Source organism: Nocardia sp. NPDC004340, from assembly GCF_053602575.1.
In genome coordinates, this window is the sequence record NZ_JBSGDW010000009.1 from 23,474 (window position 1) to 37,681 (window position 14,208).

7 protein-coding genes are annotated in these 14,208 nt (G+C 70.5%); 3 read left to right on the forward strand and 4 right to left on the reverse strand.

The features are described from left to right. Positions 1-272 precede the first annotated feature (272 nt). Positions 273-578: an excalibur calcium-binding domain-containing protein gene (locus ACWEOI_RS28590; protein ID WP_357284238.1), complete on the forward strand. Its 306-nt coding sequence runs from the start codon at positions 273-275 to the stop codon at positions 576-578. An 88-nt stretch (positions 579-666) separates the two neighbouring features. Here ACWEOI_RS28590 and ACWEOI_RS28595 read toward each other — a convergent pair whose 3' ends face one another. After that, positions 667-891 (reverse strand): DUF3618 domain-containing protein, encoded by a 225-nt coding sequence (locus ACWEOI_RS28595; RefSeq protein WP_357090596.1) that lies wholly within the window; start codon positions 889-891, stop codon positions 667-669. Positions 892-1,033: 142 nt separating this feature from the next. Between ACWEOI_RS28595 and bcp the strand changes: the two genes are divergently transcribed. Then, complete coding sequence (gene bcp / locus ACWEOI_RS28600; RefSeq protein WP_433671416.1) at positions 1,034-1,507, forward strand: thioredoxin-dependent thiol peroxidase; 474 nt, start codon at positions 1,034-1,036, stop codon at positions 1,505-1,507. Positions 1,508-1,601: 94 nt separating this feature from the next. Here the strand turns inward: bcp and ACWEOI_RS28605 are convergent, their stop codons facing one another. Continuing rightward, positions 1,602-2,885 carry a hypothetical protein gene (locus ACWEOI_RS28605; protein WP_452361576.1) on the reverse strand — a complete coding sequence of 428 codons (1,284 nt, stop codon included), beginning with the start codon at positions 2,883-2,885 and terminating at the stop codon, positions 1,602-1,604. A gap of 337 nt (positions 2,886-3,222) precedes the next feature. Here ACWEOI_RS28605 and ACWEOI_RS28610 point away from each other — a divergent pair, with 337 nt between their 5' ends. Beyond that, on the forward strand, positions 3,223-3,861 hold the full coding sequence (locus ACWEOI_RS28610) for a TetR/AcrR family transcriptional regulator (protein WP_357284577.1): 639 nt from the start codon (positions 3,223-3,225) through the stop codon (positions 3,859-3,861). 20 nt (positions 3,862-3,881) lie between these two features. On the opposite strand, the gene acpS is transcribed toward ACWEOI_RS28610, so the two are convergent. Together acpS and ACWEOI_RS28620 are read right to left on the reverse strand one after the other, a co-directional pair. Continuing rightward, entirely contained in the window at positions 3,882-4,304 is a 423-nt protein-coding gene (gene acpS, locus ACWEOI_RS28615) for a holo-ACP synthase AcpS (protein ID WP_326311540.1), read from the reverse strand. Between the two features lie 184 nt (positions 4,305-4,488). Next, complete coding sequence (locus ACWEOI_RS28620; RefSeq protein WP_452361577.1) at positions 4,489-13,827, reverse strand: fatty acid synthase subunit beta domain-containing protein; 9,339 nt, start codon at positions 13,825-13,827, stop codon at positions 4,489-4,491. Positions 13,828-14,208 lie beyond the last annotated feature (381 nt).

Here is a 14,208-nt window from a genome sequence, read left to right on the forward strand (position 1 = left end):
CCTCAGGAAGTTCACGGAGAATCCGTGCCACCCCCGGCATGCAACCTTCGGTACAGTACTGACCGTTCGATTTGCGTAGTTCTGGCGGAAATCGTCAATGCCCGAGCGCATTTCGGTCAGGACGAATGAGACACATAGTGGCAGAAGAGGTTCCGGCATTCGGGGTAAATCCCCTAATTCACCTCTATGCATAGCTCATCCGGTTGACAATGCAACGTTGCGCCAGAACACTCGGGCCAGCTAACCCTAACCGCGCCGACATTGAGGAATACATGAACGTTCGCCGGCTACTCGTCACCGCCAGCGTCGCGGGCCTGACGACCATCGCAGCCCAGACCGCCGTCGCCACCGCCGATGTCATCACCGGATCCGCCGGTACCGGATCCTCCGCCATCGACACCGGTTCGGCCGCCACCGGCTCCGCGGGTCTCAGCCAGACCGGCTCCGCCGGCGGCCCCGTGTACCAGAACTGCGACCAGGCCCGCGCCGCCGGCGCCGCTCCGCTGTTCCGCGGCCAGCCCGGCTACAGCCCGCACCTGGACCCCGACGGCACCGGCATGGCTTGCCCGACGGTCTGAGCGAGACCCAAAAATGTGGCCCGGTCCAATTGGACCGGGCCACATTCATGTTCGGGTCGGAGGGCTGTCCCCCGGGTACCGCTGCCGCTCAGCGGCGGAAGATCTTCACCACGACCAGGGTCGCGATCAGGGCGCCCGCGCCGATCAGGCTGTACTTGATCTTCGGCTCGTTGATCTTGGCCACCAGGGACTGTTTCGCGTTCTCCGCCAGCCGCTGAGGGTCGGCGCGTACCGCCAGCTCGTCGAGGGTGCTCGCGAGCCGGTTGCGTGCGGCCTCGATCTCCCGCTCGATCGCCTCGGTATCTCTCGCCACGTCACACTCCTGTCTGAAAGCCGCGCGGAATCCGCGGCGCCGTCGAATCGGGGCCGCTCTCGCGCGACGCACGCGCAGGCGAGCCGACCTGCCGAGAGTGTATCGCCAACACCGGCTCGAGCCCGTCGACTAGCGTGGCGGCATGACCGAGAATCACCGACTCAGTCCCGGGGACACCGCGCCCGCCTTCACCCTGCCCGACGCCGACGGCAAGGACGTCTCGCTGTCGGACTACCGCGGCCGCAAGGTGATCGTGTACTTCTACCCGGCCGCCAGCACTCCCGGCTGCACCAAGCAGGCCTGCGATTTCCGCGACAACCTGGCCGATCTCGACGGCGCGGGCATCGACGTCATCGGCGTCTCCCCCGACAAGCCGGCCAAGCTGGCCAAGTTCCGCGACACCGAACAGCTCACCTTCCCCCTGCTGTCGGATCCGGAGAAGGAGACGCTGGCCGCCTACGGCGCCTTCGGCGAAAAGATGATGTACGGCAAGAAAGTGACCGGCGTCATCCGGTCCACCTTCCTGATCGACGAGAACGGCAAGGTCGAGGTCGCCCAGTACAACGTGCGGGCCACCGGCCACGTAGCCAAGCTGCGCCGAGACCTGTCGGTCTAGGCGAGACCCGGCGGACACCGCCGCCGAACACAGCGAGCCCCGGTCCGCGTCGCGGATCGGGGCTCGTCAGGTCAGGACTTCGGGTGTCGACCCGCTAGGCCTTGGGCATCATCTGGGCGGCCCACTGCAGCATCATGCGCCAGTGGTTGTCCCACCAGGAGGCGAACTCCGCGGTGCCCGGGGCCGGTGGCGCGAGTTCGCCCGGGAACAAGCCGGATGCGCCCGGGGAGCCCGCCGTGCGGGTCGGAGCGGGGATGATCGACTCCGGGCTCGAGGCCATCGTGGACTCCGGCTCGGCCTTGATCAGCGGCCGCGGCTTGCCACCGGAACGCGCGGGACCCCAGTTCAGGGTGGCCGGGTCGACGCTCCACACATCGCCGGGCTGCAATTCGGTCGCGGGCTGCGGGTCCGCGTTCGGGGCCACACCGTCCTCCCCTGCCACCGGGCCGATCGGCAGGCCGTCGGCCCCGAGGACGGAACCCGAGTCTTGGCCGGGGACGGCGGCGTCACCCATCCGGTGCTCGCCGTTGTTCCCGTCGGCGGTGACCCGGGAATCGGTGAGGACGGGTTCGGGCACCTTCTTGGACTCGCTGCCCGAGGCGAGGACGCCGCCCACCACCAGGCCGCCCGCCAGCACGCCGGCCGCCGCGAACAGCGCCGCGGAACCACGGGCCCGGCGAATGCGCTCGGCCACCTCCCCGACGAACTCCGCCTCGGGCAGTGCGGTCAGCGCCGCGCCGAGGGCCGGGGCGGCCGCCGCCACCTGGCAGGGGATCACGGGCGCGCCGAAGCCGGACTCCAGCGCCGCCACCACGGCGGATTCGGTTGCGGCGGAGCCGATCAGCACCACCGCGTCCGGCTTCACCCCGGCCGCGTCGAACTGGTCCCAGGCGGCGGTGACCGCGGAACGCATGGCGTCGTCGGTGGCCGCGCCGCCGGTCAGCGTCACCGCGGCGAGCACCCGGGCGCGGTCCGGGGAGATGAGGGAGAACGCCTGGAAGCCGGGCACCACCTCGCAGATAGCGAGATCCTCGAATTCGTCCACCCAGGTCATGGCGCGGGCCACCGCCAGGTGCGAGGCCTTGGCGGACACCAGCGAGGCGTCGTGCCAGGGACCAGCGGCCAGCTTGGTGACGATGGCGCGGCGCTCGGCGGCGTCACGGTAGGTGACGGCCGCGCCGATGATCTCCCGATCCGCGCCGATCTTGTCGGCGATGTCCTCGAGCGCCGTCTCCACCGCGACCGCCAAGTCGGCCTTCGCATCTCCGCCGATCGGCAGGACGCGCTCGAGCACCACGCGATCGGTCAGCTTGTCGCCCGTGTCGGCGAGGGCCACGGCGCGCACCGTGCCGCGCTCGGTGGCGACGCCGAGCGTCACCGCGGTACGAACAGGGGTAGAAGCAACCACAATCAGCCTTCCAACGTCGACGTACAGGCGAGGATCACGCGGTCGAGAGAGGAGAACCGAGGACGAAACGGGTTCGAAAGAGGCCGGGCCCCTTTCAACGGAGAACCGCAGCTGAGAGGCAGCTGCGATGATTCTTCGGAGCCGACGACGGCTCGGATGGGTCGGATTCGGTGACACACGAACTACCGCAGCGTGTCATGCGCGTGTCGTAACCCGTAGGCTGTTGAGCGTGGAAGCACGCACGGGAACCAGGTCGGCGCGACGACCGGACCCTGCGTTGGAGCTGCAGGACGACCCACAGGAGCTGATGCCCCGTCGCCGCCCGACGCAGGAACGATCGAAGCGCAAGTTCGACGCCCTGTTGCAGGCCTCCCGCGAATTACTGGTCGAGGTCGGCTTCGAATCGTTCACCTGCGAAGAGGTCGCGGCCCGCGCGGAGGTGCCGATCGGCACGCTCTACCAGTTCTTCGCCAACAAGTACGTCATCGTCTGCGAGCTGAATCGCCAAGACCTGGTGGCGGTTTCACAGGAGCTGGCCGACTTCCACGGCGAGATCCCGTCCATGGACTGGCTGCGGCACATGACCCAGCTCGTCGACCACTTGGCCGACCTGTGGATGACCGACCCCTCCCGGCGCGAGGTGTGGCTGGCCATGCAGTCCACCCCGTCCACCCGGGCCACCGGCGCGATCCACGAAAAGGAGTTCGCCGAAGCGGTTTCGCAGATGCTGCGCCCGCTGATGCCGCGCACCCCCCGCGGCCGCCGCTCCATGATGGCGCAGGTGCTGGTGCACGTCGTGTACTCGATGCTGAACTTCTCGGTCCAGGACGGCCTGGCCCACGAGGACGCCGTCGCCGAGCTCAAGCGCCTCATGGTGGCGTATCTGCTGATCGCGGAGAAGGAATCGCGATCCGGCGGGCAGCGCACCACCTTCGATCCGGAGTAGCGCGCACCCGCGAAACCGCGTCAGTCGCGGATCAGATCGGCGAGCTCGCCCGGATCCTCGAGCACCACCATGGCGGCGGCGGTGTCGCCATCGTGGGTGAGCGACAGGTGAACTCGCACCCGCGGCAGGAATTCCGCTGCCAGCCCGTGCAATTTGATGCTGGGCCGTCCCCAGGCGTCGTTGACGACCTCGATCAGCGGATACGGATTGTCGCCGATCTGCGGGCTGCGGGCGAAGCGGGATGACGCCCACGCCTTGATGACCGCCTCCTTCGCGGCCCAGCGGGTGGCATAGCTGCGTGCCGGGTCGGTGCCCTTGCTTTGGCAATAGCGCCGCTCCCCAGCGGTGAAACTCTCCCGGAGCATGGTGGTTCCGGTGCGTTCCATTTGCTCGGCGAACTCGGAGATGGTGACCAAGTCCAGGCCGATACCCAGGATCGTCACAGTGCGGGACTCCTAGATTCCTCGTAGTGCAGTCGAATTGGCTGCGAACATACCAGCGGACCTACGGCACCGTAGGCTCCGCGCTTCTACCGTCGGATCACCGACATGGAACGGCGGGCCCGCGTCCGGTGCTCGCGCGGAGCACAGGACACGAACCCGCCGTGTCGAACCTGCCGTGAGCTACTTACCGGCAGGCCGGTCCTTGCGGCGCCGTCACGTAGACGGCGTCGGAGCCCAGCCGCGCCTGCTGCGAGAGCAGCATGTCGGCCTCGAGCTGCCGCGACTGCTTGGCCGGGGTGCCGTCGCCGCCCAGGCGGCGGTCGGCGGGCCGCTCGTACATCGGAGCGCCACCGCACATCGCCTCGGCGAAGCGCTGACGGCCCGCGAGCTGACGCTCTTCGGCCTTGCGCTGGTACGCCTCTCGCGCCTCGGCGTCGGCAATGGCCTCCACGAAGGCCTGCGGGTGCACGATGGCGACCAGGCCGGAGACGTGGCCGAAGCCGAGCGAGGTGACCAGACCGGCCTTGAGCGGGAAGCGATCTCCCACGGTCAGCGCCTCGCGCAGCCACACCAGGTGCGGGTACTGGGCCATCTTCTCGTCCACGCAGTCGAGGCTGCGGTTGGGCGGGATGACGCCCTGCTCGAGCACCTGGCACAGGCCGATCATCTGGAACGCCGCCGCGCCGCCCTTCGCGTGACCGGTGAGGGTCTTCTGCGAGATGACGAACAGCGGAGCGCCTTCCGAGCGCCCGATCGCCGAGGCCAGCCGCTCGTGCAGCTCGGACTCGTTGGGATCGTTTGCGGCGGTGGAGGTGTCGTGCTTGGAGATGACCGCGATCTCGTCGGCGCCGACGCCCAGCTTGCCGAGTTCCTTGGCCAGCTTGGACTCCGGGCCACCGCGGCCCGCGCCCAGGGCGCCCAGGCCCGGAGCCGGGATCGAGGTGTGCACGCCGTCGGCGAAGGACTGCGCGAACGCGACCACACCCAGCACCGGCAGACCCATCTCCAGGGCCACCGAACCGCGGGCCAGCAGCACCGTGCCGCCACCCTGCGATTCCACGAAGCCGCCGCGGCGACGGTCGTTGGCGCGGGAGAAGTAGCGGTCGCTGATGCCCTTGGCGGACATGACGGCCGAGTCGGCGGTGGCGGACATGTCGCCGAAGCCGACGATGCCCTCGATGCCGAGATCGTCGTAGCCGCCGGCCACGACCAGGTCGGCCTTGCCGAGCTTGATCTTGTCCACACCCTCCTCGACGGAGACCGCCGCGGTCGCGCAGGCCGCGACCGGGTGGATCATGCCGCCGTAGGAGCCGACGTAGCTCTGCACCACGTGCGCCAGGGCGACGTTGGGCAGGGCCTCCTGCAAGATGTCGTTGGCGTGCGGCTCACCGAGCAGGTTGTCGATGTAGAGCGAGCGCATCGACGACATGCCGCCCATACCGGTGCCCTGGGTGTTGGCCACCATGGCCGGGTGCACCCAGCTCATCAGTTCGGCGGGGCTGAAGCCGGAGCTCAGGAACGCGTCCACGGTGCAGACGATGTTCCACAGCGCCACCCGGTCGACCGAGCTCACCATGTCGGCGGAGATGCCCCACTTGGTGGGGTCCCAGCCGGTGGGGATCTGGCCGCCGACGGTGCGGGTCAGCTTGGCCTTGCGGGGCACGCGAATCTCGGTGCCCGCCTTGCGCGTCACCTGCCAGTCGCCGGTTCCGGCGACCGGGGTGACGACCGTCTGCTCCGGGTTGGCGGCGAAGAAGGCGCGGGCCTCGGCCTCGGTGTTGACCACGAAGGACAGGTCCTTGTCCAGGAACACCGAGGTGAGCAGCGGGGCCGCGTTCTCGATCATGGCGCCGTCGTCGCCGTAGCGACGGACGCCGCAGCGCTCCACCACGGTGTCGTGGTAGCGGTCGGCCAGCTCGGATTCCTCGACGTACTCACCGGATTCGGTGTCGTACCAGCCCGGCTTGGGGTCGTTCTCCCAGGTGACCAGGCCGGTGGTCCAGGCCAGCTCCAGCACGCCCGCGGCGGAGAGCTGGTCGGAGACCTCCATCTCGAAGCGGGTGCGCGCCGAACCGTAGGGGCCGAGCTCGCCCGCGCCGACGATGACGACCATGTCGTCGAGATCGGCGGTGACCGAACCCCATTCGGGGGTGACCAGCTTGGAGCTCAGGGTCGGCGGAGCGGGCAGGGCGGAAATGGTCGCGCCGTCAACGCCTTCGGAGTCGGCAGCCGCGGCCTCGGCCTGCTCGCGCGCCTCCTTGGCGAGGGCGGGCAGATCCAGCTTGGCCCCGGCCAGACCGCCGGTGAGGTCGATCTGCTGCGGTCCGGACGCGGTCACCACGCGGGCCCGCGAGGTGCACCACTTGAGCAGCTCGTCGGCCATCTGGATGGTGGACCAGGTCTGCACGCCGGCCTTCTCGACGGCCTCGACCAGCGGGTCGTTGCCGCCCATCAGGCCGGTGCCGCGCACCCAGCCGATCAGCGCGTGCACCAGGGTGACCCGCTCGGACCAGGAGGTCTCCGCGCGCCACTTGGCGACGATGGCGTCCAGGGCGGCCTTGGACTCGCCGTAGGCGCCGTCCCCGCCGAACATGCCGCGGTTGGGCGAACCCGGCAGCACCACATGCAGTTTCGCGTCCACGTCGTGGTCGGCGCCGATGGCGGACAGGCCGCCGATCAGGCGTTCCACCGACCACAGCAGCACCCGCATCTCCATCTCGGCGCGAGCGCCGGCGTCGGAGAGGTCGCCGGCCACGCGGGGCGCGGCGAACGGCAGCAGCAGGGTGGGGGTCATCGCCTCCTTGACCAGGATCTTGGCGCCACCGGCATTGTCGACCTGCTCGGTGCCGACCCAGTCGATGAGCGCGTCGATGTCGGTGTAGGAGGCCATGTTCGCCGGAACCACCCACAGCGCGGCGCCCTTGCGGGCGTTGTCGCGGTAGAGCTGCTTGTAGAAGCTCATGCGGTCGTCGTTCAGCGAGGAGGTGGTGACCACGACGGTCGCGCCACCCGCGAGCAGCCGGCCGGTGGCCGCCGCCGCGATGGAACCCTTGCTGGCGCCGGTGATCACGGCGATGTCGGAGGACCAGATGCCCGGCTCGGCCGAGCTGAGCGCGGCCTCGGCGATGGCGCCGTAGACGCCGGCCAGCACCGAGCGGGCCTCCTTCATGGCGCGGTTGCGCCACCAGGTGGCCTGCGCCGCAACGGCTTCACCGGCGCCGAGGTAGCCCTCGACGGCGGGTTCGGCGGGCAGCGAGCCGTCGTTGCCGAACCACAGGCGGGCCAGATCCTCACGGGCCGAGGCCCACCGGTCGTCGATCAGGACGGCCTTCTTGGCGTCGAAGGCGGGCGCGACCAGACGCGGCCAGTCCGAACCCAGTTCGGCCGACACCAGATCCACCAGGGTGTCCTCGGTGGCCTCCGGCGCGGACGCCTGCTCGGCGTGGCCGAGGGACTCCAGGATCACCCGGGCGGCCTGCGCCAGCACGCCGTCGCGGCCGGTGATCTGCTCGGTGAACTCGCCCAGCGCGGCGGCGTCGACGGTCGCGCCGCCCGCACCGCCACCGGCGGAGGGCATGGAGACCGCGACTCCGCGGCGCGCGGCCACGGACTGCACAGCGGCGTCGATCGCGGCGTCCACGGACGCGGCGTCCGACAGTCCGCCCGCCACCAGGCCGCCCAGGTCGCCACCGCGGACCGACTGGCCCTCACGGGTGCCGAGGGAGACCTCGGCGGTGACGTGGCTGGCCCAGCCGTCGCCCAGACCCCAGGTCTTCTTGACCCGGTCGGCGATGGCCGCCGGACGCTTGCCGGACGGGCCGAACACCTTGCGCAGGTGGTCGCCGATGGAGTCGGACAGCACCGAACCGAACGGCTTGTAGGTGCGGGCCAGGCGGTCGACGGTGTTGGACAGCGCGCCCATGTCGGCGTCCGCGGCACCGTCGATGGCGCCGAGCGAGAGCTCCGCGCCGAGGTCGACGAGCAGCTGGTTGCGGCGCGAGGACACGCCGTCGCACAGGCCCTCGATGGTGTCCACCGGGCCGATCTGGTCCATCCGCAGCTTGGTCCACAGCGCGATCAGCACGCGGGTGGCGTCGGCGGCGGAGAACGCGATGTCGTCCGGCGTCGGGCCGCCGGTCGGCACGGCCACGGGGGCCGGGGCGGCAGCGGCGGCGGGCGCCGGTGCGGCGGAAGCGGTCTCGGCCGGGGTCTCCTCCGGCTCCTCCACGGGGGCCGGGTCGGTGTCGGTCGAGTAGACGATGCCGCGCTCGCGCTCGATATTGAGCACCTCGACGACAGCGCTGCCGAACTGCGGCAGCTTCAGCGTGTTCGAGGCCAGGTTCGCCACGGTCGGCGTCGCGGCCAGACCGATCTCGACGAACCGCTCGACGCCCACGCCGCCGTGCTCCACATCGGTGAACAGCAGGTCCTGGGTCTCGATCCAGCGGACCGGGCTGGCGAACTGCCAGGCCAGCAGCTCGACCAGGACCACACGGCACAGCTCGACGCGCTTGGCCTCGGAAGACCAGTCGGCCCAGTTCGCCAGCACCTCGGCCAGCGGCTCCGACGGCACCAGATCCGCGATCTCCTGGACGAATTCACGCTCCAGGTTGAACGGCTTGGGCACCAGGTTCGGAATGTAGCGGCCGATCAGCAGCTCCGGCTGCAGGTCCGCGGGCAGCAGGTCGAGCAGCTTGGTGCGGAACTCCGGCACGCCGGCGCGCAGCACGGTCGAGTGGAACGGCACGTCGATGCCCGGGATGAGCACGAACGCGCGCTTGCCGCCGGTCTCGGCGCGCAGACGCTCGATCTCGTCCTCGAGCGCCTCCATGCCCTTCACCGTGCCCGCGATGGCGTACTGCGCGCCCCGCAGGTTCAGGTTCACGACCTCGAGGAACTCGCCGGCCTGCTCGCCCAGGCCCTTGACCCAGCCGATGACCTCGTCGTCGGCGATGCCGATCTGCGAGGGGCGGATGGCGGCCATGCGGTAGTCGCTGCGGCCCTGGGCATCCCGGGGCACCAGCTCGTGCATGGCCGAACCGCGCTGGAACACGACCTCCAGCACCGCGTTCAGCGGCAGCACGCCCGCCGCGGCGGCGAGGGCGTTGTACTCACCGACGGAGTGGCCCGCCAGCATCGCGCCCTCGATGAAGGCGCCCGCCTCGCGCAGCTCGGCGACCTGGGCGACACCGAGGGTGGCCATGGCCACCTGGGTGAACTGGGTCAGGTGCAGCACGCCCTGCGGGTGGCGGTATTCCACGCCCCGCGCCTTGAGGTAGGTCGGGTTGTCGCGCACCACGGCCAGGATCGAGAAGCCCAGGGCCTCACGGGTGTGCTTGTCGGCGCGGTCCCAGATCTCCTTGGCGGCCTTGGACCGGGTGCGTGCGTCCAGGCCCATCCCCTTGGCCTGAATGCCCTGCCCCGGGAAGGCGTAGACCGTCTTCGGCGGCGCGATGCGGCCGGTGGCGGTCATCACGAGGTTGCCGTCGATGCGGCAGGAGACCTCGACGATCTCCGAACCGTGGTCCACCGCAACGCGTTCCACGCGCACGTCGATCTGCGCGCCGAGGCGGACCATGCCCAGGAAGCGGGTGGTCCAGGCGGTGATGGTGCGCGGCGGCACCTTGTCGCCCAGGTCGATCGCCGAGACGGCGTGCTGGGCGGCGGCCGAGAGCCACATGCCGTGCACGATCGGGGTGCCCAGACCGGCCAGGCGAGCGGCGTTCTCGGAGGTGTGGATCGGGTTGAAGTCACCCGACACGTGCGCGAAGGCGCCCATGGCGCGCGGGGCCACCAGGGCCACGTCGCGGCGGCGGCGACGCGGGGTGTCGGTGGCGTCGTCGGACAGCGAACCGGCGGCACGCGGCGGGTCGGTCAGCTCGGCTTGGCCGGTGCGGCCGCGAATGGCGAAGCGCTCCACCAGAGTCGCGACGGCCGGGGTCTCCAGGCCGTGATCCCGCATGACGCCGACGGTGACCTTGACCTCGACGACGCGGCCCAGGTCGGTGTCGAGCACCTCGGCCGACTCGGCGCGGACCGCGAGCACGGCGTGCTCGGCGGGCAGCGCGCCCAGCAGCTCGATCTGGTGGTCGAGGTGGACCAGGTCCAGCATGCCCTCGATGACGGAGTGCGAGTCCGCGGTGCGGGTCGCGCCCAGAACCGCGAAAACGGCGGGCCAGCAAGCGCCCACGAGCACGTCGGGGGCGGTGCGGCCGAGGGTGGACAGGCTGTCCGGCAGGCCGGCGCCGGTGACACCGGCGTGGTCGGCGATCAGGTCCGGGCTCCAGGCCAGGTTGACGTGCGCGACCTGCGCGCCGTCGACCGACTTGACCTCGGGCAGCGACTTGCCCGCGGCGACCGCGAGCAGCGCCGACATGGCGGCCTCGGCGTCGTCCTCGGTGATGACCGGCGCGCCACCGTTGTACACGGAGACCGGGACGGTCATACGGATGCGGACGGCGTCCTGGCCCAGCAGCGGGACCGCCAATTCCAGGTAGGCGCAATCACTCTCGGGGCCATCGGTGGCCGAGAGGGTGGAGCCGGTCGGCGGGTGCTTGGCGCCCTTGCCGTTCATGACCCACTCGCCCAGATCGCCGAGGCGGTGGATGGGGTTGACGGTGGTGCGGCCGGCCCACTGCACATCCGGTGCGGCCAGCACGATGTCGAGCAGTCCGCCCGCGACCTCGGTGCGGCGGCGGCCGTCCACGGCGGCCGGGACCACGCCCGCGCGCACCAGGGTGAAGGCGGTGTCCTGCTCGAAGCGGTCGAGGAGTTCACCGACCGGCTCGTCCACGCGGGTGATGCCCGCGACGGCGACGGTGCCGGGGATGACGCAGACCTGGTCGGCGGTGTAGCGGGCATCGTGGGCCTGCCACAGCGAATCCGAACGCCACCAGCGGCGCACGTCCTGGTCCACGACCGGGACGAAGTTGACCGGCTTGCCCGGGATCTTGCACAGCGACACGAAGAACGGCACGTCGGCCGGGTGCAGCACGGTGTCGGCGGCGGCCGGGTATTCGGCCTTCAGGGTGCAGATGGCCTGCACCGGGGTCTCGAAGGCGGAGTCGTCGGCGAACAGGGTCGCGATCTCGCCGCGGTCGGCCGGGTTGAGGCGGGATTCGGTGCGGCGCACCATCTCCGCGAACCGGTCGCGCCAGGTGATGTCGAGCCAGACCGAGCGGGTGGCGTCGGCGATGGCGTCGGCGAAGTCGGCGCCGCAGTCGAAGTCCTTGCGGCGGTCCAGGCCCACGGCCAGCTCGACGTAGCGCTCCAGCCACTCCAGGTAGGTCATGGTGGCGACATCGCCGAAGTACGGCTTGGCGGTGCCGTCGAGCGCCTCGATGATCTCGGCGCGGCGCGCGGCCACGGCGTCGGCGTCACCGGCGACCTCGTCCAGCAGGCGGCCGGTGCGGGAGGCGGCGTTGTCGATCTCGTGGATGTCCGCGCCCAATTGGCTACGGCCGGAAGCCATGCCACCGACCGCGGTGCCCGCGCCGACCCAGTCGGGGGTGCCGGGGGTGTCGACCAGCAGCTGCTTGACCTCGGGGGCGGTGGTGGCCTCGAGCGTCGCCATGGCGGCGGTGCCGACCAGGACGCCGTCCAGCGGCATGGCCGGGTAGCCGTGCTGCTGCGACCAAACGCCGGTGAGGTATTCGGTGGCGCGCTCGGGCGTGCCGATGCCGCCGCCGACGCAGACCACGACATTGTCGCGGCCGCGCAGCTCGGCGTAGGTGTCGAGGAGCAGGTCGTCGAGGTCTTCCCAGGAGTGGTGACCGCCGGCCTTGCCGCCCTCGATGTGCATGATCACCGGGTAGCCGGGGACCGCGTCGGCGATGCGCAGCACGGCGCGGATCTGCGCCACGGTGCCGGGCTTGAACGCCACGTGGGTGATGCCGACCTCGGACAGTTCCTCGATCAGGCCCACGGCCTCTTCGAGTTCCGGGATGCCGGCGGTGACGATGACGCCGTCCAGCGGCGCACCGGCGGTGCGGGCGCGCTGCACGATGCGCTTGCCGCCCAGCTGCAGCTTCCACAGGTACGGGTCCAGGAACAGCGAGTTGAACTGCACCGCGCGACCGGGCTGCAGCAGGCTCTTCAGCTCCTCGACGCGGTCGGCGAAGATCTGCTCGGTGACCTGACCGCCACCGGCCAGCTCGGCCCAGTGGCCGGCGTTGGCCGCGGCCGCAACGATTTTCGCGTCGACCGTGGTGGGGGTCATGCCCGCCAGCAGGATCGGGGAACGACCGGTGAGGCGGGTGAAGGAGGTCTCCACGACGACGCGGCCGTTGGGCAGGCGGATCGGCTTGGGCGCGAATTCGCTCCAGGCCGAGGCGACCTCGGGGGCCGCGCCGGGGGTGAACAGGCTGCGCTGGCCCGGGCGGGTGGAGGCGGCGAGCACGCCGACGCCGGTGCCCTTGAGCGAACCGGCGGTGAGGCGGGTCAGCAGGTCGCCGGGACCGAGGTCCAGGATCCACTGCGCGCCCGCGGTGACGGTCTCGTCGACGATGCCGACCCAGTCGATCGGGTCGACCAGCACTTCCTGGGTGAGGGTGGCGGCCAGGTCGGCGTCCAGGCCGCACTGCTGGGCCCAGCCGCGGACCAGGTCCACGGTCTCGGCGAGCGCCGGGTGGTGGAAGGCCACCTCGACCGGGATGTCCTCGAAGACGGGGGCGAAGACCGCGCCGCCACGCTTCTTGGCGTCGCGCTCGGCGGCCTGCTCGGCATTGATCTCGGCGGCGCGCTGACGGACGCGGTCGAGCTGGGCGACCGGGCCGCTGAGCACGACGCGACGGCGGCCGTTGCGGATGGACAGCACGGCGGCCTTCTCCGGCGCGACACCGGTCATGACCTCGGCGACAACGGCTTTCAGGGCCTCGGGGTCGACATTGGAGACGGCGACCATCGGGGACTTCTCACCGATCGGCAGCAGGCCGCGGCGGCGGGCGACGAGGCTGGCGGAGGCGCCGACCAGCTGGGCGATGGCCAGCAGTTCGGCGTCACGCCGGCCGTGGGCCTCGGCGGCGGTGGCGGCCAGGCGGCCCTGCGAGTGGCCGATGATGGCGGTGGGCGCGTGCGCGACGATGTCGAGGCCCTGCAGGCGCAGCGCGCGCAGCGCGGCGATCTGGGTCAGGAGCACACCCGGCATGGAGACGGCGGCGGAGCGCAACACCTGCGCTGACGGCGCTCCCGAGACCTCCCCCTGCTCCGGGTCGGCAATCTCTTCTTCCAGCATCCACGCGATGGGGTCGAACCCGACCGGCCGGACCACGAGCAGCTGCGCCGCAATCGGTTCCAGCGCGGCGGCGGCCTCGTTGACCAGCGCGGTCAGTTCGGGCTCGAGCGCGGAGTCGCGCCCGATCTCCTCCAGCTCGGTGAGCCACTGCGCGCCCTGGCCGCCGAAGGCGAGCGCGTACGGCGCGCCGTCCAGCAACCGGTCCAGCAGCGACGACCTGATCCCGCTCTCCCGTGACTTCCCCGCCGCCCTGGACTTCGATCCGGTCCCGGTGCTCTCGTTGATCGTCAAGACGTTCGACTTCCTTCTCCTGGCGGCCCGTCTCCACAGGACTGGACCGCGCTCACGGTGCGCAGGTATCCCTCCGGCCCGCAGGCCCTGGTAGATGCCGAGGATCGCACAAAATCATGAGGATCTCCTCATGTTTGGCCCGCCGACCAGGGGTTTACCGCCGAGTATTTATGTACGTCCGTACCAGAATAATCAGAAACATGACCCTCCCTCATGTTTGAAGCCGCTGGTGAGCTCGGTTACGCCGGTGTAGGAAACGTGAGCCTCCCTCACATTGGCATTTATCAAATCGTTATAATCGCAGGTGAGGTTACCGACCAGTACGCCACACGTCCCCGATGCTTCGCGATCCCCGTTGGACCCGGTAAAGTTTGGACGGTC